We start from the raw sequence: 24505 nt of genomic DNA on the forward strand, positions 1-24505 counted from the left end.
CTACTCTGCGAACGAACCCTCAATTCCTTCCGACGACCCTGAACTGCGAGTTCGCGGGCCGTCGGCATTGATCGATGTTCAAGTCCGCACTACGGCTGATGGACGTAGCGCCACGTTTCACGGAATTACATAACCATCTGAGCTGATTAGAAAAATACCCTATACCCGCAAGTCCGTGTTGCGCCTTTTGCAGCGCGAAACGGTCACAGTACGAACGGGTAGGACGGAAAGTGCCAACCTGCACCATAACTGGGCAACGGACCTTCGCCGAAGGCTGATTTGCGACGCAAAACCGTCCGCCAGCCCACAAATGCCCCGAGCCGGCAAAAACGCCGCACGATTCCACGTGACGAAATCGCTCAAGCGGCCTGACGATAACGCCGGATGTCGGCTGCCCGTCCGGGCTCACCAGCAACACTTGCCTCAGAGGCAAAAGGCTGCCCCGGCGCCGCAAAGCGTGATGCGTGCGCGATTTCGAGCGACGACGGATGCTCTCCATGGCCGCCGAGTTGGTGATACCTGGCAGCGCGCCAAACATCCGCGAACGAAACACCCGCGAGCAACGATGCGCGCCTCTCGAACTTCTCCGACGACATGAGTGTAGACCTTCTGACCCATCATATGCGCAGCTGAGGGAGATCCAGTCGCTCCCTGCACTGCCGATTTGACGAGCATATAGGATGCAGAATCTGCCAAATAAAATGGCATCTCGCCGCAATACTGAAATGCGCCGTCAGCAGCGCTGAGCCGCCGCGGCATAGGGTGCAGCCGGTTCATATCGCATTCAGAAATTTTGAAGCGATCCGCACGGAGCATTTCTCGAAGCCGGCGGCCGCGACAACACCGCGATGCGCCGCTATAGAGTGCGTCCGACTACGACAGTTATTTTATCGCCGGGCACGCCCATATTCGGCTCGACCGTCAATCCAAACGAGGAGGACACTTACCCCGTGAAAACCATTGCCGGACTGCTATGCCTCGGTTTCTTCCTCATGACGCCTGCCATGGCGGAAGACATGGACATGAAGTCCATGGATCACATGAACACGGGCGGCCAAATGAAGATGGACATGGGCACGTCCGCCGACGCCGCTCCGTCGTCCAAGGCTTTCGAGGCTGCAATGCAGAAGATGCATCAGGGTATGATGGTCGGCTACACCGGCAACGCCGATGTTGACTTTGTGAAGGGCATGATCCCGCACCACCAGGGTGCCATCGACATGGCCAAGATCGAGCTTCAGTACGGCAAGGACCCCGAGCTTCGAAAGCTCGCAGAGGAGATTATCAAAGCCCAGGAAACCGAAATCGCGTTCATGAAAACCTGGCTCGCCAAGAACGCGAAGTGAACCCTATGGCAATTGTCATACCGGCCGGGGCGTAGCGAAGAGCTGGCCCCAGGGCCATACCGAGGCCAAACATTCTAAGTCTCGGGTCGTGCTCCAGGGCTCGCAACCGCCCGCCAGCGAAGAAAGAAGCCACAAACCCGCGACTTGCGGCCGGCTCCGCGAAGCGGAGTCGCAAGGCGCCAACCAAAGGGCGACAAACCGGCCTCGACCCCATATAAGCGGTCGCAAATCAAGCGCGCCCCAAGAGATTTGCCCGAGATCCTGAATGACCGAGACGACCACCATCCGCAAGATCACCCCGCAAATCGTTGCCGAGCACGGCCTGAAGCCCGACGAATACGAGCGGCTACTGGAAATCCTCGGCCGCGAGCCGTCGATCTGTGAACTCGGCATCTTCTCGGTCATGTGGAGCGAGCACTGCTCGTACAAATCCTCCCGCGTCTGGCTGAAAACGCTGCCGACGTCCGGCCCCCAGGTCATCCAGGGACCGGGCGAGAACGCGGGCGTGGTTGACCTCGGAGACGGCGACGCCGTCGTCTTCAAGATGGAGAGCCACAACCACCCCTCCTACATCGAGCCATTCCAGGGCGCGGCGACCGGCGTCGGCGGCATCATGCGCGATGTCTTCACGATGGGCGCGCGCCCCGTCGCCAACATGAACGCGTTGCGCTTCGGCGCCCCAGATCATGCCAAGACCCGCCACCTGGTTTCAGGCGTCGTCGCGGGCATCGCGCATTACGGCAACTGCACCGGCGTGCCGACCATCGGCGGCGAAACGAATTTCGACGAAGGCTACAACAACAACATCCTCGTCAACGCCATGTGCGTCGGCCTCGCGCGGACGGACAAGATTTTCTATTCCGCCGCCAAGGGCGTCGGCCTCCCCGTCGTCTATGTCGGATCGAAAACGGGCCGCGACGGCATCCACGGCGCGACGATGGCGTCGGCCGAGTTCGACGAGAAGTCGGACGAGAAACGCCCGACCGTGCAGGTCGGCGATCCTTTCACCGAAAAGCTTCTGATCGAAGCCTGCCTCGAACTGATGGCGACGGACTCGATCATCGCCATTCAGGACATGGGCGCCGCAGGCCTCACGTCATCGACCTCGGAAATGGCCGACAAGGGCGGCGTCGGCATCGAACTGAACCTCGACCTCGTGCCCCAGCGCGAAACCGGCATGACCGCTTACGAGATGATGCTCTCGGAAAGCCAGGAACGCATGCTGATGATCCTGAAGCCCGAGCGCGAGGCCGACGCGAAAGCGATCTTCGAGAAATGGGGCCTCGACTTCGCCGTCATCGGTCACACGACCGATACCCAGCGCATGATCATCAAGCACAAGGGTGAGGTCGAAGCCGATCTGCCCGTGCCGGTGCTTGCCAACTCCGCGCCGATGTACACGCGCCCGCATGTCGAGCCGAAGAAGCCCGCGAAGATTTTGCCCGAATGGGTGCCCGCACCGAACGCAATCCTCGGCACGCTGAAGGATCTGATGGCAGGCCATCACCTCGCGTCGCGCCGCTGGATCTGGGAACAATACGATCACATGGTCATGGGCGACACCGTCGGTCGCCCCGGTGGCGACGCGGGCGTCGTGCGCGTCCACGGCACGAAGAAAGCCATTGCGGTTGCCTGCGATGTGACGCCCCGCTACGTCACCGCCGATCCGGAAGAAGGCACGAAGCAGGCCGTCGTCGAAACCTGGCGCAACCTGACCGCCGTCGGCGCCGATCCGCTCGCCATCACCGACAATATGAACTTCGCCAATCCCGAACGCCCAGAGATCATGGGTCAGTTCGTTGCAAGCTGCCGCGGCATGGCGGAAGCCTGCAACGCGCTCGGCTATCCGGTCGTCTCCGGCAACGTCTCGCTTTACAATGAGACGAACGGCGTCGGCATTCCGCCCACGCCTGCCATCGGCGGCGTCGGGCTCGTGCCTGATTCAGCGAAGCTCGCCGATATTCGCCTCAAGAACGAAGGCAACGTGCTGATCGTCATCGGCCGGGAGGAAGGCCACCTCGGTCAGTCGCTCTATCAGCAATACGCGTCTGGGAAGTTCGAAGGCGCGCCCCCGCCGGTCAACCTCGAAGATGAGATTAAGGCCGGACGTTTGATCCGCACGCTGATCCGCGAAGGCCGCGCACTCGCGGTGCACGACTGCGCCGACGGCGGACTGCTCGTCGCCATCGCCGAAATGGCGCTTGCGGGCGGCAAGAACGGTCTTTCGCGCGAAGCATCAGGCCTCGGCGTCGAACTCTTCGCGTATGAAGGCAAACTTCCCGCGCATGCCGTCTGGTTCGGCGAGGATCAGGGCCGCTACGTTGTCGAGGTTACGCCGCAGAAGGCCGAGGAAGTTCTGGAACGCGCGCGCCTGCTCGAATTGCCGGCCCGCATCATCGGCCGCGTCGGCGGCAACGCCATCGCGCTGAAGGGTGAAGGCGCATTGCCGCTGTCCGAACTCCGCACCGCCAACGAAGGCTTCCTGCCGAAGCTAATGCAGGGTGAGTTGGCTAGCTGACACGGAAGGAAAGTACGGACCATGGCGACCGGCGATAACCCGCAATCCCAGCAGGAACTCAGCGAAATTAAGGGCGCCCTCGACGTACTCTTTACGCTGCGCGAAGAGTTCGCAACATGGGTCGAGGAAGCCCAGGACGGCGTGCGCAAAGAAGAACTCGACAACGTCTATCAGCACGTCCTCGCCATGGAGGAAGAATACCAGCGGCGCCTCGTTGAGCTGCAGAAAAAGGTCGAAGCATCATCCTAATCGGGCGTGCGCAACACGCGATCTCCGCGGCAAAACGATCTCTTAATCGTCATGACCGGGGAGGCGACCAGCCACGACACCGACCTGCAAACGAATTTTGAAGTTTGTCGAGACTTCGGCCTTTGCCGGGATGACGAAAAAACAAGACGAATGCCCGCCAAAGGGCGCCGCACCCATAGAGGAACCAACATGCGCTACGCCCGCTTCCCCACCATGATGGCCATCGCCGCAACGCTCGCTATCGTGAGCGCCATCCTTCCCAACAACCATGCAATCGCACAAACGCAAGGATCGAAAATGACCACCACACCGTCCGGCCTCCAATACGAAGACACCGTCGTCGGCACCGGCGCGACGCCCGAGACCGGGCAGATCTGCGTCATGCACTACACCGGCTGGCTCTATGTCGACGGCAAGAAAGGCTCGAAGTTCGACTCGTCCGTCGATCGCGGCCAGGCGTTCGAATTCCCGATCGGAACCGGCCGTGTCATCAAGGGCTGGGACGAAGGCGTTGCCGGAATGAAAGTCGGCGGCAAGCGCACGCTCATCATTCCGCCGCAGCTCGGCTACGGCGCACGCGGCGCTGGCGGTGTCATCCCTCCGAACGCCACGCTGATCTTCGACGTCGAATTGCTCGGCGTGAAATAACCTTATGCGGCGGAGGTCGCCAACACCGGGGCCTCCGCCGGATATTGATGCCGGGCCACCCGCGAAACGACGCCGGAAAGGTCCGAGCAGCGCGGCCGGTGGAAGCGTTCGATGTTGGTCAGAAAGCGCTCCTGCGTGACCATATTCGGATGCTCTGATCCACGCGCCTGCCGTTCTTCCGGGCTCATCTTGGTCTTGATCTGCATCTTGCGGGAAATGCCCTTCTCGTTGAGCACCGCATAGCCGTAATAGAAGATCGCCAGATCGCCGAGCGTCGGCATCTGATACCAATGCCGCCCGCCCTCGCGCGCATACGCGACGGGGTAATTGTGGATGCTGCGGCTGGCCCGCAGTCCGAAATTCAGCTTATCGCACGGACGCGGATCCGTTTCGTAATAGCCAAAGCGCACCTGCTCGTGCAGCGGCCTGCTGTGACCGAGCGGCGCCGGATAGCCGCCCTGCGGTTGGACGAAAACATAGTTGCCGATGAAGTGCTGCGCCGGCACCGTGATTTTATCGAGCTGCGCCACGTTGCCATAGAGGAATTCGGTTACGTTCAGCGCCATCCGCCAACCGCTGCAGGTCCGCTCGTAGTCTTCCACTTCGCGGTCAATGCAGGCGCTGTCGAAGTAAGCATTCCGCGTCGGATAAATCTCCCACTCCGGACACATCTTCTTGATGATGTCTCGGCTCGCATCTGTCGAATTGTAGTCGATCATGATGCCGTGATCGAAAATCCGCCGATGGTGGGCAAGCCACCAAGGCAGCAGATATTCCTCGTTGAAGAAGTGGCAAACAACCGTCCGCATCTCAGCCCCCAAGCGAACAAGCACCGCCCGCGCTGCGGCATCCACAGCCATCAGGCGCCATGCGTTTGATCCCGGTGGAAAGATATGCTGCGATTCGATCAATCGCTGAAGCAGACAGACTGGCTCACGTTCACTTGATCTAGGCCAACGTCGTCGTCGCAAAGCCCAGCAGGCGCCGTCTCTTGTCGGCGTAGCCGCGATACTTGTAGATCAGCCCCGGCGGGACGATGAATTCGCCGTCCTTCAGGGCCTCATCGTCGAATTGACCGTTGCTGAGGCGCGGCGCAACGCCCGAATAGGCAAAACGCCGCCCGAACTCATCCAACACGAATTCCGAAAAATCGCGCCCATCGAGCCGGCCGATCACCGGACCATCCGGTGTCGTGTTGTGAAGCACGGAATATTCCAGGATATGCGCGTGATGCCTCATCGCGTGCATGGAACAAGGCCTTCCTGCTAATAGCGAATGCCATCGAGCTGTTGCGTCGGCGCGGCGTTGGAAACGGTCTCGTCAGGTTCGCTGTTGGCAGCGATGATAATTCCGACCGCCGCACAAGCGCCGATCAGAAGCGCAAGAATAAGCGGTCCTTCGCTTTTTTCGCGCTTCTTGGCCGGGACCGTCTGTACCGCTTGCCCGATGCGCTGTTTGGATTTGAGTAAATCGCTGGACATGGTTCTAACCGTTTCTATGTGCGTTATCGGCACACAACGGAAACGTAAGCACCTACCCATAAAGTTTCGACGGGAGACCCGGCGCAAAGATATAGCCGTCCCATAAGGACTGCATGGCGCGACGGAAGCTTAAGGTTGTCGCAATCGGCATTCTGCTTTCTGCCGCTTCCGCTTAGCAACCTCAGGCGGTATGCGGCCGAGCCTGTTTAGGTATCGCCACCTCCCCGCAAAAAAATATTTCGCCCCACGGGTGGAACATTCAAGATTGCGCGCAATCGTCATGAAACACGCCCGCCCGAAGACAACCGGAGGTGCACATCAGCGTTTAAAATTTGAGATTACGCTCGCGAACGCGTGAAGATGTTTCCCAAACAACCCCGTAAACGGGAACGACGACCGTCAGCACACAGCCGAGGTCGTCGCTCCCATAGAAATTTGAATGTAGACCGAACGTTATTTATGAGCGCCGGCGTTCTGCTCCATCTCAGCGCCAGCAAGAGAGCCGTCATCGGGCTTGGCATTCGGCGTCGCCGTCTTGCCGGTTCTATCGCTGTTGACGCCTGGCTGGCGCTGCATCTGGGCTTCGGACAGGCTGCCGGAGTTCGGCTTGGCCGTCGGCGAAGAAGTCGAACCGCCATGCGTGCCGGGAAGATCTTTCATCGCTTTAGTGGTGATATTGCCGTCCTCTGCGAGCGCAACCGAACCGGAAAGGGCCAACAGCAAAGCTGCAAAAATCGTCGTTTTCATCGTACAAGCTCCTGATCTAAAAAGTTAAAAATTGTTCAGTCCAGAGCGCGACCGGAACGCAGTACTGTGTAACGCTCGACCGCCGCATCGAGCTGCGACTGTTTCTCGCTCTTGCATGAACGGTACGTCGGGCTTTTGAGGTTCGTTTCAGGCGCTGGCGGAGAAAGTTTCAGCGAAAGTCTGGGCGAAAGTTTCCGCGGCGGACATTAAGGAATGCGAGGAGCCCACGACCGTGCCGATAGCCGTTTCGATCATTGTGTTCCGGGAGGAACTTCCGGTTCGGATGATCCAGGGCACAACGGCAGCAACATCGGTTATCCAGAGCAAACCTGATCTTACGAAAAGGATCTTGTCATGCGGATCATAAAATTGATTGCCCCTGCCGCGATCTCCCTGTCGCTGGCGCCGGCGACGTTCGTCAACGCATTTGCCGGCTCCGATCCGGTCGGCGTCTGGATGGACGACACCGGCCGCGGCGCTGTCGAGATCAAGCCGTGCGGCAACGCGCTGTGCGGCAACGTCGTTTGGGTGAAATCGTCGACGGATAACGATGGCTGCGGCAAGCAGATCATCGGCGGCGTCACGCCCGCGGGCAGCGGCCACTGGGACAACGGCTGGATCTACTCGCCGGAAAAGGGCCGCAAGTACGATGTCGAGCTGACGCCGCTTTCTAACGGCAATCTCAAAGTCGTTGGCTATGCCGGCCTCAAATTCCTATCGCGGACGATGATCTGGACGCCAGCGCCGACCGACCTTCAGCTTTGTGCCGACACATCGCCGAACAATGCCGACAACAACGGCGCGACCAACGCATCCGTCCCACCTACGATCACCCCGAACGCCAATACTTCAGGCAAGAACGCGGTGCCGTCACCAGGCGCAGGCATCGACGCCAACGCCGCTGCTCCGGCGACCAACGCAACAGCCAAGGCAAAAGAACCTTCGGCAACACCCGATCAGGGAAAGACACCGCCCAAGGAAACTGCCAAGGCTGACGGGCCGCCGCCCGCCAAAGACAGCGACGGAAGCGGCAACGACCTCGGCAAAATGAAGATCGGCGGCACGGAACTGGACAAGGTCTTCACGAAGACGAAGGACGGCAAATGCAAGCTCGACCTTCCGTGGGTGAAGGTCACGCTCGACTGCGATCGCTGATCGAAGAAAGTTCGCTCGCGCCGAGGCCTCCCCCCGTTCTCGGCGTTTCAGAGACGCTCGCTGCACCTGCAGGTGGCGAGCGTCTCACCCCTTTTTGAAAGCCCCGAGAAGCCAACAAAAGAAAACGCGGCGGCAGGGTTTCTGCCACCGCGTCCGAATTCAAATCGCGTCAATCGACTTAGATGAGGTCGATCTCAGCCGGAAGGTACGACGTCACTTCGAGGCCGACTTCCTGCTCGCGAACTTCAGGCTTTGTCCAGGTCTTCATGGTGTCCTCCATTAGACTTTTAGGGAGTTTCTCACTCCACGTAACGTATGAGATAGGCCTGATCTCCGATAACGTCCAATCGCAATCACGTGAGAATTCCATAAGATTGCCTGATCGAAGGCCTTGCCGGAGCTGATCGGAAGCGCCATAGATCAGAAAACCCTCCAGATCATGATCAAAACCGGGAGTTCACCACCAATGCCGATGGCCGCGGCCGATATCGAGAAGATGATCAAAGCCCGTTTTCCCGACGCCGAAATCCACTTGAAGGATCTCGCGGGCGACAACGACCACTGGGCGGCGCACGTCGTCTCGGCGGCCTTTAAGGGCAAGAGTCGCGTCCAGCAGCATCAGATGGTCTACGACGCGCTTGGCGGCCGCATGGGTGGCGTTCTGCATGCCCTGCAGCTGACAACCGCCCTGCCGGCCGAATGACCGTCGCGCCCGCTAAAGCGCCCGATTGACTATCGGACAACTCTCGCCCACATCTCAACCTTTCACGGGTGCGCCGCTACGGCCGCCCCGGCACGATAGGAGCCCCGGAATGGCCTCTGACACCACCACCGCCAATGACGTGATTGCCAAGACGATCGCCGACAACGACGTCGTTCTGTTTATGAAGGGAACGAAGCAGTTCCCGCAGTGCGGTTTCTCCGCCACCGCCGTGAAGATCCTTGAGCACCTCGGCGTGCCGTTCAAAGATGTGAACGTGCTCGAAGACCAAGGCATCCGCGAAGGCATCAAGACGTTTTCGAACTGGCCGACGATCCCGCAGCTTTACGTCAAAGGCGAATTCGTCGGCGGCTGCGATATCATGCGCGAGATGTATTCGGCAGGCGAACTGCATGACCTCATCTGCGAAAAAGGCATCGCCCACAGCCACCACCACGGCTGAGTTTCGCAATCAGATATGAAATTCCAAGCGGGGCTGTTTCAGCTCCGCTTTTGTTTTTTACGGTCCCGACATCCTCGTCGAACGTCTCCAAAAACAAAACACACACTCCATCATGCCGGCGGAGGCCGGCACCCAGACAAGCATCGGTACAGAAACTGTTTCTGTCTGACTGGATCCCGGCCTGCGCCGGGATGACGATGCGAGACGAATGAACGCTCGCTCCCCTTACCGCGGCGGGAAGGACTGCGGCTGCGAACAAATTCAAACATCCGTCCACGACGCAAACGTCGCCGCCTGCCCACGGTTCACGCCATCGGCGTCGATCAACTGCCACACGATCCCGTCGTCGATCCAGAACCGGCGGCCCGACTTTGAAATCCGCACGCCGCGATAGCCGCGCACGAACCCGTCGCGCGCAACAGCTTCCAAAATCCGCGCTCGCTCCTCGCGATTCGGCGCTTCCGCCGACAGCCGCGACGGCAACGTGATGAACTCGTCCCACGGATATTCGAAACACGCCTGCGCCCGCTTGTTTGCATAGACGAAGCGCGGATCGGCATCCGTGTTATGCGCCACGACGACGAATGGCGCGTCATCGTAAAGCCATTGCGCGTTTGCGCCCTCCGGCACCAGCGGCGCGCCGACGAGCCGCGCATAACTGCCCGTCAGCAGTTCGAAGAACGCTGGATCGCTCCGCAAATCCGAACTCATCCGACGACCAGCGTCTTCAGCTTCTCGGTGTCGATCGCCTTGACGACGCGACCGTGCTTGCCCGTGGTCGTCTCGGCCGCGAGCATCGCATTCAACACCGCTTCCTCCACGCTTTCGACCACGGCCAAATAAACCGCATCGAGATCGTCGTTGCTGACGGCCGTGAACGTCAACGCGGCAGGTTCCGGCAATTGCCCCGGATCGTTCGCCGTCGAAAATGCCATGAAGATATCGCCCGACGAATTGCCCGACGGCGTCCCGCCGCGTCCGATGCCGATCGACGCCCGCCGCGCCAGGCGTTCGAGTTGCCCCGGCAGCAGCGGCGCATCCGTCGCGATGATGACGATGATCGAGCCCCGCTCGTTTTCATAAACGCGCTCGCCCGGCAGCAGATCGCCGACCGGCTTCCCGCACACCGTCAGCCACGGTTTGATGCCGTGGTTCGCCTGCACCAGCACGCCAATGGTGTGTTCGCCGAGCCGCGTCGTCGCGATCCGCGACGCCGTCCCCGTCCCGCCCTTGAATTCATAGGCGATCATGCCCGTGCCGCCGCCGACGCAGCCTTCTGCCACCGGCCCTGGCTGCGCGCCATCAATCGCCGCCATCACATGCGCTTCGGTGACATGAAACCCCGAGATGTCGCTCAGAAATCCGTCGTAGGTTTCGGCTGCGACCGGCAACGCCCAAAGATCCTCCCCCAGCGCCGAGAAGCGCTTGGCCATCCACTTCAGCGTCGCGTGATGCGCAAGCCCGACCGAGAATGTATTCGTGATCGTGATCGGCCCGGTAAACCAGCCCGCATCGCGGATCCAGTGCGCGCCCGTCATCTCTCCGTTGCCATTCATCGAAAACACGCCCGACCACAGCGGATGCGCCAGGTTTTCCGGCGCGCGCGGCAGGATCGCCGTCACACCCGTGTGCACGTTTCCGCCGTCATTGCGGAGCGTCGTGAAGCCGACAGTCACGCCGCCGACGTCTGTGATCGCGTTCAACGGCCCCGTTACACCCGGCATCGGCAATCCGAGCCCCCGCGCCCGCGGCTTGCCTGTGGAACCGAATTTCGCGGGATCGCGCGTCGTGCTGCTGTCCGTCATGCTCTCACCTGTTCTGCTCTCCCCTCCCTAGCCTCCAAATGCGCTTGCGACTTGACCCGCAGTGTCTCAATTTTGCCCTAACCGGATGGTGCCTCGATGGCATGGCAGAGCATGGCCCGCTTCGCCGCGAAAGGAGACCGATCGTGCAGGTCATGTGGCTGAGCGGCAGGCGCTTCTTTCTTTCGCTGACCATCTTGACAGCCAGCGTCTGCCTCGCGCTCGGCATCACGCTGCCGATCCTGAAACTGACGAGCTTCGGCATCTGGACGACCGAGCATTCGCTGCTCTCGACCGTCGACGTGTTGCTGAAGGACAACCAAACCTTCCTCGGCCTCATCGTACTCGTCTTCTCGATCCTCCTGCCCGTCACCAAGCTGCTTTACCTGCTGCTCGTCTCGACATTGCCGCCCGCCGAAATCGTCCGCCACCAGACACGGCTGCGCGCCCTCGAATGGCTCGGCAAATGGTCGATGCATGACGTACTCGTGCTGGCGCTGACGATCTTCTTCATCAAGAGCCAGGAGGTCTACGACGCATCGAGCCTCAACGGCGTCTATTTCTTCACCGCCGCCGTCGTGCTGATGATCCTCGCCTATGCCTGGATTAGAACAGACGGCATGGCCGCCGCGCCCGAACTTGTCCCCGTGCTGCCGCAGCCCGACGTCGGCCAGAAGGAAACGCGGCCCGCGTGGCGCAACTTCGCGCTGAGCTTCTTGATTATTCTCGCAACGGTGTTCTTCGCGCTCGGCCTGATCATGCCGTCGATCCGCTTCACGACCGTCTACGTCTGGACCAACGAGCACTCAATCCTGACGATCATCTACGCGCTGTTCGAGAACAACGAATATTTCCTCTGCTCCGTCGTGTTTGCGGTGTCGGTGTTCTTCCCATTCCTGAAGCTCTTCTATCTGTTGACGCTCATCACCGCGCACGACATGCCGCAGGAGTTTCGGCGCAAATCGTTCGCGACGATGGAATGGATCGGCCGCTATTCGATGACCGACGTCATGGTGCTGGCGCTGATGATCTTCTACGTGAACTCATCGGGCTACACCGAAGCCCGCGTGCTGCCGGGCGTCTATTTCTTCGCCGCGTCCGCGCTGATGACGATGCTCGCCTACGCCTGGGCCAACGCTGAAACACCGTCACGACGCCGAAGCAAACGCGGCGACGGCGGCGGCCCGGCCATCACGCCCAACCCCGGCATCTCGATTTCCCCAAGCCCTAAAACTCGACGCTGCAGAGCCGCTTGATCGTCTCACTCAATTTGTCAGCCGGGGCGAGCGATTGCTTCCAGCAACTCGGTCGCTGCAAGACGGGCACGGGAATGCATAACCTCTTCTGAAGCGCCTCCAAGCCCCAGCAACACACGAAAAGAATCGACACCAATGAGACGGTCAATAAAATCGCCGGTTAGCTTTCGGCGAAGAACATCGTCAACTCCGGCGAACTCCGGTCTCTGAGCGAGAAACTCGTCCAGAACGGCCAAATGCGATCCAATCAGACCGCGATAGGCCAACTCGCCCAAATGCGGGAAACGCACGGTCTCCGCCATAACCGCTCGAAACAATGCTGTGGTAGTCGAGTCTGCCACCCTCTGCTGAAACATAATGCCCACGAAGACGAGCAGGTCTGAAAGCGGCTTCTTGAGTGCTGCCGCGATTTCTGCCGCCTTGCTTTCATCCTCAGGGTGACATGCGCTCTCGATGACGGCGGCAAAAAGATCGTCCTTTCCTTCGGCGTGGCGATAGAGCGTCATGATCGAGACGCCCGCCGCAGCCGCAATTCCTTCCATGCTGGTCCCCTCATAGCCGTGCTGAAGGAATGCATTTCGAGCGGCATCGAGAATTGCCGTCCGCTTGCGCGCCATCAGCTTCGCTTTGGGATGATCGGCGGGCCAGTCTTTCACGAGCGCATTGACTCCATATGATAATCACCATTATCGTATGAATTCGATAAGATACCCTTCATTATCGAAACGGGCAGAATTTTCCATGTCTCAGCCAATCGCGCCAATAAAGGCCTCCTCGCATCGCGCATTGAACATTGTCGTCTGGAGCGCCCAGGCGCTCTTATTTGCGTGCTTCGTTTGGGCGGCATGGATGAAGATCACAACGCCAATCCCGCAACTCGCCGCGATGTGGAGCTGGACCGGGGATCTGCCGTCGCCATTGGTTCGCATTCTGGGAGTTGTGGATCTGGCAGGCGGCTTAGGAGTGTTGTTGCCATCGCTGACACGCATCAGGCCAAGCCTGACAGTCCTAGCCGCAGCAGGATGCATTTTGCTCCAGGTTTGCGCCATGATCTTCCACATTGCGCGAGGCGAAATCTCCGTCACACCCGTCAACGGAGTGTTTCTGAGCCTTGCGGTTCTCGTCTTCTGGGGACGCCGTAAAATCCCAATCGCATCTCGTTAAATACCGGCCTCGTCATCTTTGACTGCGTCCGCGCAGGCGCCATGAGCAACAAAAAAGGCCGCGCGAACACGGCCCTTTCAAATCAAATCATTCCGGCCGCAGGCCAAGAGCCCGACCGGGCGACGGCGCGAGCGCCGCCCCCGCGGAGCTGGCCCGCGCGATAGCGCGGAACAGCCAGCGTGAGCGAAATTACCGCGAATAGAATTCGACGACGAGGTTCGGTTCCATCTGAACCGGATACGGTACGTCGGACAGCGCCGGAACGCGCGTCAAAGACGCCGTCAACTTGCCATGGTCGGCGTTGACGTAATCGGGAACATCACGCTCAGCGCTCTTGATCGCTTCGAGCACGAGCGTCATCTGCTTCGCCTTCTCGCGAACTTCGATGACGTCGCCAACCTTCAGGCGGTAGCTCGGAACGGTGACGCGCTGGCCGTTGACCGAAACATGGCCGTGGCTCACGAACTGGCGCGCCGCGAACACGGTCGGCACGAACTTCGCGCGATAGACGAGCGCGTCGAGACGGCGCTCCAGGAGGCCGATCAGGTGCTCGGACGTCGAGCCCTTGAGGCGCGAAGCCTCATCGTAAGCGGCGCGGAACTGGCGCTCGGAGATCGAAGCGTAATAACCTTTGAGCTTCTGCTTGGCTTTGAGCTGCTGGCCGAAGTCGGACAGCTTGCCCGAACGGCGCTCGCCGTGCTGGCCCGGACGGCTCTCGCGGCGGTTGAGCGGGCTCTTCGGACGGCCCCAGATGTTCTCGCCGAGGCGGCGGTCGATCTTATGCTTGGCGCGAATGCGCTTCGTCATCTTCTAGCACTCCATGAGTTATGGCCCGGCCGAAGGAGCCGGAGCCGATTGGAGCGCCCCCTCCTCTAACCCCTCTCGGGGTTTGACAGGCATGGACCTTCGACAGTCCCGCCACGGGTGCGCAGAAATCAAACGCGGGCCCGAAGGCCCGCGAAGGTTGTGCTTGATAACGGTCATCGAGAGCCGCGTCAACCGCCCCGAACCGCCTCGAAAGCCTATTTCTTCTCGACCGTCGTCTCGCTGACGGACGTCGACCCGGTCGAAACGGGCGCACCGGCTGCAGGAGGAGCCCCGGCCGGCGGCTTCTGGCCCGCCTGAGCAAAATTCGGCGGCGGACTGCTGGCGACGTACGCCTCGATCAGCTCCTTAACCTTTTCCTTTTGCTCGGGCGTACACGTCTGCGGCGGCGATTTCTTTTCGTCGACAACGACTTGCTTGTCGCCTTCCTGCTCGACCAGCTTGATACGGCCGGTCATCAGCATCAGGGTCGTCAGATGTAACTGGCTGATGTAAACGAGTTGCTGCTGCGTCCACTTCCGTGTCGCCTCTTCCCGGCGCATCAGCGCACGGTGGTTCTGAACCTGCTCGTCGCGCAAGTCGCAAATCTGAGCATGGGCCGAAAGGCGGCCAGCCATAATCACCCGGCGCGCAACATCGAGCGGGACCTCGACCTGCGCCTTCTTGTTCTTGTCGATAACGATGACCGACCCATCCGGCTTGGAGAACTGCTGCGGGGTAAGCGACCACGCATACTCCATGAACGATCTTACGGCATGCTCACTGAGTTCCTGCGCGCCAGCCGACACTGTGGATCCCCACAGCGACAGCGCTGCCACGCCCGCCAACACAACCCCCGCCCTCGTGTTCATCCACATCTCCAGTTGAGCCTCTGCGTTTTTTATCTCGTTGCAAAAATACGTTTCGGGCGCGACCCAATGGGCAGCCGCGTTGCATATCGCGAGTATGCCTCTCGGCTTGGCATCGCTCGGCCCAAAACTTGGCCATATGAAGGCGCTTAATCCCCCCCTTTTCGGGCCTTTCCTTTGCCCTGTGCGAGCGTTGCAACTATGCCACGAAGGGTGCGGACTTCTTGCTCCGTCGCATTCATTCTGGTCAGCAGTGTGCGAAGATTTTGCGACACGACCGTCTTGCGGTGGGCTGGATTGAAAAAACCGTTCGCTTCCAGCTCCCGTTCTAAATGTTCAAATAGGCCAATGAGTTCCTCTTTCGTCGCCGGCCTGTCCCGGCCCATGTAGAGGCCCTCGGTAAGAGGCTTCTCGTACGTTGTGACACGGCCGAGACTTCGCCCAGAATCCCCCCGCATCCACTCGTATCCCGTTAGCAGCACAGCCTGGGCAAGGTTAAGGGACGCAAACCGGGAATTGACAGGAATCATGATCAGAGCATCTGCATGGGCAACTTCGCTGGTCTCCAGCCCATTACGCTCACGCCCGAACAAAATCCCGCACCGCTCCCCTCGGCCGATCCGGGTGCGCATCTCGGCGATCGCCTGCTCCGGCGTCAGGACCGGCTTGCGCAGATCCCGTTGCCGCGCCGTCGTCGCCGCGATCCAGTTGAGATCCGAAATGCTCTCGTCGAGATTGGAATAGGCGCGCGCATCGTCAATGATGTAATTGGCGCCCGAGGCCGCAATGCGTGCTTTCTCGTTCGGCCAGCCGTCGCGCGGACTGACGAGCCGGAGATCGTCGAGACCGAAATTCGCGCAGGCGCGCGCCACCATGCCGATGTTGTCGGCAAGCTGCGGCTCCATGAGAATGACCGATGGCGTCTCGCCCTCGCCCGCCACCGGCTCGCCGCGCATATTCGCCCGCCGCAAACCGTGACGCAGCTTGCGAATGACACGCCGCGCCCAGAACCAATAATTCTCACCCGACCATTGCTTGGCGAGCGTTTCGAGACATGGCGTCGAGACCGTTTCCGTCCCCTCGCCCTTCAGGCGCACGCGCCCATCCCCGACTATCACTTCTTTCTTGCTGAGAACGAATTGATCGAGCGTCTCGATGCCCTGAACTTCCGTACGCCGCTTGCAGCCCGGACACGTCACCTCGTCCGAGATGCACGTGAGGCTGGCGCAGTATTGCAAGATGGGTTCGAGCGTATCGCGCGTCAGCCCTGGAATGGCGAGCTTTTCAAGCCCTTGATCGATCGAGCCGGCGTGACAGGCGTGAACGACTTCGCAAACGCGCGTCGCCCGCGGTCCGAGCACAGGCTCGCCGCTGCCGACCATGATGCGGAGCGCATCGCCTGCCGAAGTCTCAGTCTCGACGTTCAATCGTTTCCTCCAGGTGGGTCTCGGTACCTCGACCGGCGTCCCATCGTCCATATGCCAGGACAGGGTGTCATTACGGAGCGCACGTCAAGGGCCCAGCGCGACACGCCTGCGGACAGGCAAGAACGCTCCGGCGTCCTCCGGCACAAACCACGCCGCGCAGGTGGAACGACCTTGGCGCCGCCGAGCAAGACTTGAAACGCGTCTTGATCTGACGCACCACTTCGCCGAAGGTTCTCTTCGCAAGTGCGTGATGAGCGATTAAGCTTTGCGCACCTGCGTCATAGAACAAGATCCACCGTCCTCAAATCGCTCCGCGAGACATCCAATGCAGAAAATCAAAGTTGAAGGCACCGTCGTTGAACTCGACGGCGACGAGATGACCCGCATCATCTGGAAGCTGATCAAGGACAAGCTCATTCATCCCTACCTCGACGTTAACCTGGAATACTACGACCTGAGCGTCGAAAATCGCGACAAGACCGCGGACCAAGTGACGATCGACGCCGGCAACGCCATCAAGAAGCATGGCGTCGGCATCAAGTGCGCAACGATCACGCCCGACGAAGCGCGCGTCAAAGAATTCAATTTGAAGGAAATGTGGAAAAGCCCGAACGGCACCATCCGCAACATCCTCGGCGGCGTTATCTTCCGCGAACCGATCATTTGCAAAAACGTCCCCCGCCTCGTCCCTGGCTGGACGCAGCCCATCATCGTCGGTCGCCATGCCTTCGGCGACCAGTATAAGGCGACCGATTTCAAGTTCCCCGGCAAGGGTGTGCTGACGATCAAGTTCGTCGGTGAAGACGGCAATGTCATCGAGAAGGAAGTATACAAAGCCCCCGGCGCCGGTGTCGCGATGGCGATGTATAACCTCGATGAATCGATCCGCGAATTCGCACGCGCCTCGCTGAACTACGGCCTTTCGCGCAATTATCCCGTCTATCTCTCCACCAAGAACACGATCCTGAAGGCCTATGACGGCCGCTTTAAGGATCTTTTCCAGGAAGTATACGACGCTGAGTTCAAGGAAGAATTTCAGAAGCGCAAGCTGACCTACGAGCACCGCTTGATCGACGACATGGTGGCTTCCGCACTCAAATGGTCGGGCGGTTACGTTTGGGCCTGCAAAAACTACGACGGCGACGTGCAGTCGGATACGGTTGCGCAGGGCTTCGGATCGCTTGGCCTGATGACCAGCGTTCTGATGACACCGGACGGCAAGACGGTTGAAGCCGAAGCCGCGCACGGAACGGTCACGCGCCATTACCGCGAACATCAGAAGGGTAAGGAGACGTCGACGAACTCGATCGCATCGATCTTTGCGTGGACACGCGGCCTCGGCCATCGCGCCAAGCTTGACGACAACGATGCTCTTCTGAAATTCTGTCAAACGCTCGAGAAGGTCTGCATCGCAACGGTCGAAGCAGGCTACATGACGAAAGACCTGGCGCTTCTCGTCGGACCGGAGCAGAAATGGTTGTCGACGACAGGCTTCCTCGACAAGGTCGATGAAAACCTGAAGGCAGCGATGGCAAAGTCAATATAATCGTAACGCGCGAGATACGATGATGCGTCGAAAAGGAGGAGAGCAAAGTGGCCGGCGTCCGCTCGTTTCTCTCGTCCGTGTTCACGCTGCTCGCCGGACATGGGGCTTCCGCGGCTGTTCCCGACTACGCAGAGGCCTTCACCCGCGCCTTCGACGCGACGTACCGCTTGACGGTCGACGAGGCCGATGAAGGCAAGCCTCCACGTCTTCATCCGACGTCCTTTCGCACCCTCGAACTCGGCAAACTAAAGATCGTGAGCGGCCGGATCGCCGCTTGCGATCCGTTCGTTTCGATCGACGCGCGGCTGCCGTTTTCCGAGCCGGTGCCGAACGGGTCGTTTCCGGTCCGCCTCGCGATTGCGGTCGGCGGCATTAACGATGGCCGCATCGCATTCGCTCGCATCCACTTCGCAGACACTCCGGCAGTGAAATGGAAAATGGCCGTGACCGACGGCCAAGACGCGTCCACGCTCGCTGGCGGCGAAATCTTCGGCTATCCGGTCGATGCCGGAACCGGCGCCTTCTACGATCCAAAAGCCGCCGAGACGCTGACATCCGTCCTTAAAGCGAACCCCGACGCCTGGGAGGAGTGGCAGGACAAGGGCGAGGCCAACGGTAAGGCCGCGCACCTCAAACCGAACTTCTTCCTGATGCTCCCTGCCGGCGAGACGAACGTTGCGATGTTCGCCAGCGGCTGGGGTGACGGCTTTTACGCGTCCTATTTCGGCTACGACAAAGACGGGCGCGTCGTCGCCCTCATCACCGACTTCGCCATCATCGACTGGGAAAAGGTGAAGCGCTGATGACGCCCTTGGAGAAACATCAACCGCCATGACGTCAGACGCGGCGAACATCATCGCTCTTTACGAAAGACACGCCGACACCTGGGATGAGGTCCGCTCGCGAAGCCTTTTCGAAAGAGAATGGCTCGACCGCTTCCTTGCGTCGATCCCGCCCGGCGGCTCCATTCTCGACATCGGCTGCGGATCAGGCGAACCGATCGCAGGCTTCTTCATTCGCGCAGGCTATCGCGTTCACGGCGTTGACAGCTCGCAGGCAATGATCGCGCGTTGCAAAGCCCGCTTTCCGCAAAGCGACTGGCGCATCGCCGACATGCGCACCATCGCGCTCGGCCAAACCTTCGACGGCATTCTCGCGTGGGACAGTTTTTTTCACCTGACCCAGGACGATCAACGCCGCATGTTCGCGATTTTCCGCGCGCACGCAGCACCGGGTGCGGCTCTGATGTTCACGAGCGGAACGGAGAACGGCGTGGCGATGGGCACATTCGGCGGCGAACCGCTCTATCACGCGAGCCTCGCGCCGGAGGAATACCGCGCTTTACTCGATGCACAGGGGTTCGAGGTCGTCACTTACGTTGAGAACGACCCGACTGCCGGCGGCCACACGATCTGGCTCGCCCGCAGCAAGTAAACACTCACCGCGCTCGGCGGCCGGCTCCCCGCTGGGGAGTCGCCGAGCGCAAACGTAAAACTATTTCTTCTGCCCGGCGATCTGCTGATCGACCTGCGCCTGCATCTGCGCGTTCATCACGTTGAAGTCGTTCTGAAGCTTCGCGCAGGCATCACCGTTGCCATCGCAGACGACTTTCATCGCGATCACGAGGTTGTCGCCCTTGTGTTCGACCTTGCGGCAGACGGCGGCGGGATAAGCCGGATTCTTCTTGGTCGTAAACGTGTACATCACCGTAGCGTTCTTCGGATCATCCGAATACGCGAGATACTGATCGCTCTCGTACACTTTCTGCAGGCCAGCCTTCGACGTGTAGCGCGAAATCAGCTCTTCCGCCTTGCCTGACGCGTCGCCGCAGAATTCCTGCGCGGCCGTCATCGTCGGTCCGGCCGAAGGCGCTGGCGTTGCCGGAAGCTTTACGATGGAATCGTCGGCTAAGACCGGAGAAGCAGCGATAAAAAGAGCGGCGAAAGCCAGCGAACCCATGCGAAACATTTCAAAATTCCTCGTTGGCGAAAGCGGGCCGTATATACCCAATTTTCCCGACGGTCATTAGTGAATTGCCTGCAAGGTAACGGGAAAAAGCTTCCGCACCGCAACATGGGCCGACACCGTCATCCCGGCGCAGGCTGGGACCCAGACAAATTTCAACACCTAGAAGTATGGGTGCTCGTCTGAGTGCCGAGCTGCGTCGCCATCGTGGACTTAGGAACGGCCAGAGTAGTTCGCAGTCGTCAGCTCGCGAGCCGTTCTTCGATGGCCTTCAGCGCATCGCCCGCTTTCGCGCCGTCCGGTCCGCCCGCCTGCGCCATGTCGGGACGCCCGCCGCCGCCCTTGCCGCCGAGCGCTTCCGCACCGGCCTTGACGAGATCGACCGCGCTCCACGTCTTGACGAGATCGTCCGTGACGCCGACCGCGAGGCCCGCCTTGCCGTCCTCCGTCACGCCAACGACGGCAACGATGCCCGAGCCGACCTGCTTCTTGCCGTCATCAATGAGGCCGCGCAGGTCCTTCGGATTGAGCCCCTGCACCGTACGCGCGAGCAGCTTGACGTTGCCGACGTTGCGGATCGCTTCGCCATTCGTTGCCGCGCCATCCGCACCCGCACCGCCGCCAAGCGCGATCTGGCGCTTCGCATCGGCAAGCTGCTTTTCGAGACTGCGGCGCTCTTCCACGAGATGCTTCAAGCGATCGACGAGATCTTCCGGTCGCGTCTTGAGCACGCTCGCCGCTTCCTTTACGCGTGCATCCTGCTCGTCGAGATAGGCGCGCGCACCCTCACCCGTCAGCGCTTCAAGACGGCGGACGCCCGCCGAGCTGCCGCTTTCGGCGACGACGCGAATGAGACCGATATCGCCCGTGCGCGACACATGCGTGCCGCCGCACAATTCGACCGACCACGCCTTGTTGGCGCCGGGCCGCGTCGACCCCATCGACACGACGCGCACTTCATCGCCATACTTCTCGCCGAACAGCGCCATCGCGCCCGTCGCGCGCGCATCGTCAAGCGCCATCAGCCGCGTGACGACCGGCGTGTTTTCGAGCAGCACGGCGTTCGCTATGTCCTCGACCTGCTTGATCTCGTCCGCCGACATCGGCTTCGTATGTGAGAAGTCGAAGCGCAGACGATCGGGCGAAACGAGCGAGCCCTTCTGCGCGACGTGTGTGCCGAGCACCTGCCGCAGCGCCTCATGCAGAAGATGCGTCGCGGAATGGTTGGCGCGCGTCGCCGAGCGCCGCCCATGATCGACTTCGAGCTCGACCGCTTCGCCGACCTTGAACGCTCCGCTCTCGACCTTGCCGAAATGCACGAACAGATCGCCGAGCTTCTTCTGCGTATCGGTCACGCGGAACAGCGTGCCTTTCGGACCTTTGATGACGCCCTGGTCCCCGACCTGACCGCCGCTCTCGCCGTAAAACGGCGTTTGGTTGACGATTATCGCGCCTTCCTCACCGGCTTTGAGTTCGGAGGCCTCTCTGCCACCCGCCACGACGGCCGTGACGATGCCTTCCGCACTCTCTGTGTCATAGCCGAGAAACTCGGTCGCGCCGGTCTTGTCCTTGATTTCGAACCAGAGGCCTTCCGTCGCCGCTTCGCCCGAACCCTTCCAGGCGGCCTTGGCGGCATCCTTCTGCTTCTTCATCGCCGCATCGAACGCGCCGGTATCGACGGTGATGCCGCGCGGCTTCAGCGCGTCTTCCGTGAGATCGAGCGGGAAGCCGTACGTGTCGTAGAGCTTGAACGCGACGTCGCCGGGGAATACCGCGCCCTTCGTGAGACCAGCCGAGCTTTCGCCCAACAGCTTTAGGCCGTTGTCGAGCGTGCGCTTGAACTTGGTCTCCTCAAGCTTCAGCGTCTCCGTGATGAGCGGCTGCGCGCGCACGAGTTCGGGATAGGCGTCACCCATCTCGCGCACGAGCGACGGGACGAGCAGATACATCAGCGGATCGGTGCAGCCCATCTGGTGCGCATAGCGCATGGCGCGGCGCATGATGCGGCGAAGCACGTAGCCGCGGCCTTCGTTCGACGGCAGCACGCCGTCGGCGATCAGGAAGCTCGTCGAGCGCAAATGATCAGCGATGACGCGCCGCGCGACGTGATCGAAATCCTTCGTCGCCGCGCTTTCCTTCGCGCCGACCTTCGTCGCTTCCTGGCGGATCGCCTGGATCAGATGCTGAAACAGATCGATGTCGTAGTTGTCGTGCTTGCCTTGCAGCACCGCCGCGATGCGCTCGAGCCCCATGCCGGTGTCGATCGACGGCCGAGGCAGGTCAACGCGGTTGCCAGGCGCGATCTGCTCGAATTGCATGAACACGAGGTTCCAGATTTCGATGAAGCGGTCGCCGTCCGCGTCCGCCGAACCCGGAGGCCCACCCGGAATCTTGTCGCCGTGATCGAAGAAGATTTCCGAGCACGGACCGCACGGCCCCGTATCGCCCATCTGCCAGAAGTTGTCGGACGTCGCGATGCGAATGATCTTGTCGTCGGAGAAGCCGGAGATCTTCTTCCAGATGCGATAGGCTTCGTCGTCGGTGTGATAGATCGTGACGAGCAGCTTGTCTTTCTGGAGACCGAAGTCCTTCGTCAGCAGGTTCCAGGCCAGCTCAATCGCGCGCTCTTTGAAGTAGTCGCCGAACGAGAAGTTGCCGAGCATCTCAAAGAACGTATGGTGGCGCGCCGTATAGCCGACGTTATCGAGGTCGTTGTGCTTACCGCCCGCGCGGACGCACTTCTGCGACGTCGTCGCCCGCGGAATAGCCCGCGTCTCCTGCCCCGTGAAAACGTTCTTGAACTGCACCATGCCTGCGTTCGTGAACATCAGCGTCGGGTCGTTGCGCGGAACGAGCGGCGACGACGGCACGATCTCGTGTCCGTTCTTGCCAAAGAAATCGAGAAACGAAGCGCGGATTTCGCTGACGCCAGCCATGTGGTGCTTTCGGCCTGATCTGGATAAAAAACATGTTCCGGGACACAGCCCCGAAACGGGTTAAGGCCGCCGTTGTAGCGGCGGCCCTGAGGCATGTCTAGGAAGGGGCGGTCCTTGCAGCAGGCCGTCCGCCTGCGGCGGAACGACAGACGCTGGCGGCCTCCATCTGCACCATCCGGCCGGCTTCCCGAAGGGAAGTCGGATGGCGCCACTCAAAGCCCTACCGCTTCGCCTTGGCGACTTTCTTCCCCGATTCGTCGGGGAGAACCCCGTCCTCGTCGGGTTCTTCGCCATCATCCTCGCCGGCTTCCGGATTGGCCAGCATCTTCTCGACGATGAGGCCGGCATTGGCCCGGATCGCCCGCTCGATCTCCGCCGCGACGCGGGGATTTTCCTTCAGGTACGTCTTAGCGTTTTCCCGGCCCTGGCCGATGCGGTCGCCATTATAGGACAGCCACGCACCCGACTTCTCGACCAGCCCTGCCTTGACGCCGAGATCGATCAGCTCACCGACCTTCGAGATGCCTTCGCCGTACATAATATCGAATTCGACCTGCTTGAAGGGCGGCGCCACCTTGTTCTTGACGACCTTGACGCGGGTCTGGTTGCCGACCGTCTCTTCGCGCTCCTTGATCTGGCCGATGCGGCGAATATCGAGGCGAACGGAGGCATAGAACTTCAGCGCGTTGCCGCCCGTCGTCGTCTCAGGGTTGCCGAACATGATGCCGATCTTCATGCGGATCTGGTTGATGAAGATCACCATCGTATTGGACTTCGAGATCGAGCCCGTGAGCTTCCGGAGTGCCTGGCTCATCAAGCGGGCCTGCAGGCCCGGCAGACTGTCGCCCATCTCGCCTTCGAGTTCGGCCTTCGGCGTCAGAGCGGCAACCGAGTCAACCACGAGCACATCGACGGCGCCCGAACGCACCAGCGTATCGGCGATTTCCAGTGCCTGTTCGCCGGTATCCGGCTGCGAAATCAGAAGATCCTCAACCTTGACGCCGAGCTTCTTGGCGTAGCCCGGATCAATCGCATGCTCGGCATCGACGAACGCACACGTGCCGCCCTTCTTCTGCGCTTCCGCCACAACTTGTAGCGCCAACGTCGTCTTGCCCGAGGATTCAGGTCCATAGACTTCGATGATGCGTCCCTTCGGCAATCCCCCGATGCCGAGCGCAATATCGAGCCCAAGCGATCCCGTGGAGATCGCTTCGATATCCAGCTTCTCATTGGCGCCGAGCCGCATGATCGACCCCTTGCCAAAGGTCTTGTCGATCTGCGCGAGTGCCTGCTCCAGCGCCTGCTTCTTGTCCATCTTGCCCCCTTCGAGCACAGTCAAGTCCGGCCGTTCCATGTCGTCACCCTCAATCCCTTATGGCAAGCGCCGCGCGCCATCAATTAAGGATAAACGTACACTTTTTGTTCCGCT

The 24505-nt window shown here is 60.5% G+C and carries 27 protein-coding genes; 12 read left to right on the top strand and 15 right to left on the bottom strand.

Translation table 11 applies throughout. The annotated features are described in order from the left end of the window. Nucleotides 1–359: 359 nt before the first annotated feature. Nucleotides 360–596, bottom strand: coding sequence for a hypothetical protein (locus RLW55_RS18385; protein ID WP_423415010.1), 237 nt, complete (start codon nt 594–596; stop codon nt 360–362). Nucleotides 597–992: 396 nt separating this feature from the next. Between RLW55_RS18385 and copM the strand changes: the two genes are divergently transcribed. From copM to RLW55_RS18405, 4 genes are all read left to right on the top strand, one after another. Next, entirely contained in the window at nt 993–1346 is a 354-nt protein-coding gene (gene copM / locus RLW55_RS18390) for a CopM family metallochaperone (RefSeq protein ID WP_423416434.1), read from the top strand. A 265-nt stretch (nt 1347–1611) separates the two neighbouring features. Then, nucleotides 1612–3864 (top strand): phosphoribosylformylglycinamidine synthase subunit PurL, encoded by a 2253-nt coding sequence (gene purL / locus RLW55_RS18395; protein ID WP_423415011.1) that lies wholly within the window; start codon nt 1612–1614, stop codon nt 3862–3864. A 21-nt stretch (nt 3865–3885) separates the two neighbouring features. Beyond that, nucleotides 3886–4113, top strand: a complete 228-nt coding sequence (locus RLW55_RS18400; protein ID WP_414462232.1) for a hypothetical protein — start codon at nt 3886–3888, stop codon at nt 4111–4113. 189 nt (nt 4114–4302) lie between these two features. After that, on the top strand, nt 4303–4761 hold the full coding sequence (locus tag RLW55_RS18405; protein ID WP_423415012.1) for an FKBP-type peptidyl-prolyl cis-trans isomerase: 459 nt from the start codon (nt 4303–4305) through the stop codon (nt 4759–4761). A 2-nt stretch (nt 4762–4763) separates the two neighbouring features. Here RLW55_RS18405 and RLW55_RS18410 read toward each other — a convergent pair whose 3' ends face one another. The 4 genes from RLW55_RS18410 to RLW55_RS18425 all read right to left on the bottom strand — a co-directional run bounded on the left by RLW55_RS18410 (nt 4764) and on the right by RLW55_RS18425 (nt 6989). Continuing rightward, nucleotides 4764–5570: a glycosyltransferase family 2 protein gene (locus RLW55_RS18410; RefSeq protein WP_423415013.1), complete on the bottom strand. Its 807-nt coding sequence runs from the start codon at nt 5568–5570 to the stop codon at nt 4764–4766. Between the two features lie 139 nt (nt 5571–5709). After that, complete coding sequence (locus RLW55_RS18415) at nt 5710–6009, bottom strand: hypothetical protein (protein ID WP_423415014.1); 300 nt, start codon at nt 6007–6009, stop codon at nt 5710–5712. 17 nt (nt 6010–6026) lie between these two features. Then, nucleotides 6027–6242 (bottom strand): hypothetical protein, encoded by a 216-nt coding sequence (locus RLW55_RS18420; RefSeq protein ID WP_423415015.1) that lies wholly within the window; start codon nt 6240–6242, stop codon nt 6027–6029. Between the two features lie 453 nt (nt 6243–6695). Continuing rightward, the gene (locus RLW55_RS18425; protein ID WP_409562887.1) at nt 6696–6989 is read right to left on the bottom strand and encodes a hypothetical protein; all 294 of its coding nucleotides are present in this window, start codon (nt 6987–6989) and stop codon (nt 6696–6698) included. A 354-nt stretch (nt 6990–7343) separates the two neighbouring features. Here RLW55_RS18425 and RLW55_RS18430 point away from each other — a divergent pair, with 354 nt between their 5' ends. Next, nucleotides 7344–8144 carry a DUF2147 domain-containing protein gene (locus RLW55_RS18430; RefSeq protein WP_423415016.1) on the top strand — a complete coding sequence of 267 codons (801 nt, stop codon included), beginning with the start codon at nt 7344–7346 and terminating at the stop codon, nt 8142–8144. Between the two features lie 178 nt (nt 8145–8322). On the opposite strand, the gene pqqA is transcribed toward RLW55_RS18430, so the two are convergent. Then, nucleotides 8323–8412, bottom strand: coding sequence for a pyrroloquinoline quinone precursor peptide PqqA (pqqA, locus tag RLW55_RS18435; RefSeq protein WP_013947273.1), 90 nt, complete (start codon nt 8410–8412; stop codon nt 8323–8325). A gap of 198 nt (nt 8413–8610) precedes the next feature. Between pqqA and RLW55_RS18440 the strand changes: the two genes are divergently transcribed. Then, nucleotides 8611–8847: a BolA family protein gene (locus tag RLW55_RS18440; RefSeq protein ID WP_013947050.1), complete on the top strand. Its 237-nt coding sequence runs from the start codon at nt 8611–8613 to the stop codon at nt 8845–8847. A 109-nt stretch (nt 8848–8956) separates the two neighbouring features. Beyond that, nucleotides 8957–9307, top strand: a complete 351-nt coding sequence (gene grxD, locus RLW55_RS18445; RefSeq protein ID WP_013947049.1) for a Grx4 family monothiol glutaredoxin — start codon at nt 8957–8959, stop codon at nt 9305–9307. 261 nt (nt 9308–9568) lie between these two features. On the opposite strand, the gene RLW55_RS18450 is transcribed toward grxD, so the two are convergent. Beyond that, nucleotides 9569–10018 carry an MEKHLA domain-containing protein gene (locus tag RLW55_RS18450; RefSeq protein WP_423415017.1) on the bottom strand — a complete coding sequence of 150 codons (450 nt, stop codon included), beginning with the start codon at nt 10016–10018 and terminating at the stop codon, nt 9569–9571. Beyond that, entirely contained in the window at nt 10015–11112 is a 1098-nt protein-coding gene (locus RLW55_RS18455; RefSeq protein ID WP_423415018.1) for a P1 family peptidase, read from the bottom strand. The genes RLW55_RS18450 and RLW55_RS18455 overlap by 4 nt, the downstream gene beginning before the upstream one ends. A gap of 101 nt (nt 11113–11213) precedes the next feature. Between RLW55_RS18455 and RLW55_RS18460 the strand changes: the two genes are divergently transcribed. Then, nucleotides 11214–12365 (top strand): paraquat-inducible protein A, encoded by a 1152-nt coding sequence (locus RLW55_RS18460; RefSeq protein ID WP_423415019.1) that lies wholly within the window; start codon nt 11214–11216, stop codon nt 12363–12365. Nucleotides 12366–12382: 17 nt separating this feature from the next. Here the strand turns inward: RLW55_RS18460 and RLW55_RS18465 are convergent, their stop codons facing one another. After that, the gene (locus tag RLW55_RS18465) at nt 12383–12982 is read right to left on the bottom strand and encodes a TetR/AcrR family transcriptional regulator (RefSeq protein WP_423416435.1); all 600 of its coding nucleotides are present in this window, start codon (nt 12980–12982) and stop codon (nt 12383–12385) included. Between the two features lie 124 nt (nt 12983–13106). On the opposite strand from RLW55_RS18465, the gene RLW55_RS18470 reads away from it, so the two are divergent. After that, entirely contained in the window at nt 13107–13529 is a 423-nt protein-coding gene (locus RLW55_RS18470) for a DoxX family protein (RefSeq protein ID WP_423415020.1), read from the top strand. Nucleotides 13530–13718: 189 nt separating this feature from the next. On the opposite strand, the gene rpsD is transcribed toward RLW55_RS18470, so the two are convergent. The 3 genes from rpsD to RLW55_RS18485 all read right to left on the bottom strand — a co-directional run bounded on the left by rpsD (nt 13719) and on the right by RLW55_RS18485 (nt 16629). Then, entirely contained in the window at nt 13719–14336 is a 618-nt protein-coding gene (gene rpsD, locus RLW55_RS18475; RefSeq protein ID WP_409562882.1) for a 30S ribosomal protein S4, read from the bottom strand. Nucleotides 14337–14551: 215 nt separating this feature from the next. Next, nucleotides 14552–15205, bottom strand: a complete 654-nt coding sequence (locus RLW55_RS18480; protein ID WP_409562881.1) for a hypothetical protein — start codon at nt 15203–15205, stop codon at nt 14552–14554. 146 nt (nt 15206–15351) lie between these two features. Further along, a complete protein-coding gene (locus RLW55_RS18485) occupies nt 15352–16629 on the bottom strand; it encodes an RNA methyltransferase (protein ID WP_409562880.1) in 1278 nt (425 codons plus the stop codon). A 325-nt stretch (nt 16630–16954) separates the two neighbouring features. On the opposite strand from RLW55_RS18485, the gene RLW55_RS18490 reads away from it, so the two are divergent. The 3 genes from RLW55_RS18490 to RLW55_RS18500 are packed head-to-tail and all read left to right on the top strand — an operon-like array spanning nt 16955 to nt 19609. Next, nucleotides 16955–18175 (top strand): NADP-dependent isocitrate dehydrogenase, encoded by a 1221-nt coding sequence (locus RLW55_RS18490; protein ID WP_423415021.1) that lies wholly within the window; start codon nt 16955–16957, stop codon nt 18173–18175. A 47-nt stretch (nt 18176–18222) separates the two neighbouring features. Then, a complete protein-coding gene (locus RLW55_RS18495; protein ID WP_423415022.1) occupies nt 18223–18978 on the top strand; it encodes a DUF4241 domain-containing protein in 756 nt (251 codons plus the stop codon). Between the two features lie 28 nt (nt 18979–19006). Next, nucleotides 19007–19609, top strand: coding sequence for a class I SAM-dependent DNA methyltransferase (locus tag RLW55_RS18500; RefSeq protein WP_423415023.1), 603 nt, complete (start codon nt 19007–19009; stop codon nt 19607–19609). Between the two features lie 60 nt (nt 19610–19669). Here RLW55_RS18500 and RLW55_RS18505 read toward each other — a convergent pair whose 3' ends face one another. The 3 genes from RLW55_RS18505 to recA all read right to left on the bottom strand — a co-directional run bounded on the left by RLW55_RS18505 (nt 19670) and on the right by recA (nt 24430). Next, the gene (locus tag RLW55_RS18505) at nt 19670–20143 is read right to left on the bottom strand and encodes a hypothetical protein (RefSeq protein ID WP_409562877.1); all 474 of its coding nucleotides are present in this window, start codon (nt 20141–20143) and stop codon (nt 19670–19672) included. Nucleotides 20144–20382: 239 nt separating this feature from the next. Next, nucleotides 20383–23076, bottom strand: coding sequence for an alanine--tRNA ligase (alaS, locus tag RLW55_RS18510; protein WP_423415024.1), 2694 nt, complete (start codon nt 23074–23076; stop codon nt 20383–20385). Between the two features lie 220 nt (nt 23077–23296). Beyond that, entirely contained in the window at nt 23297–24430 is a 1134-nt protein-coding gene (gene recA, locus RLW55_RS18515; RefSeq protein WP_024275633.1) for a recombinase RecA, read from the bottom strand. Nucleotides 24431–24505: the final 75 nt, after the last annotated feature.

Source organism: Hyphomicrobium sp. B1 (assembly GCF_049532635.1).
In the GTDB taxonomy this organism is placed as follows: Bacteria; Pseudomonadota; Alphaproteobacteria; order Rhizobiales; family Hyphomicrobiaceae; genus Hyphomicrobium_B.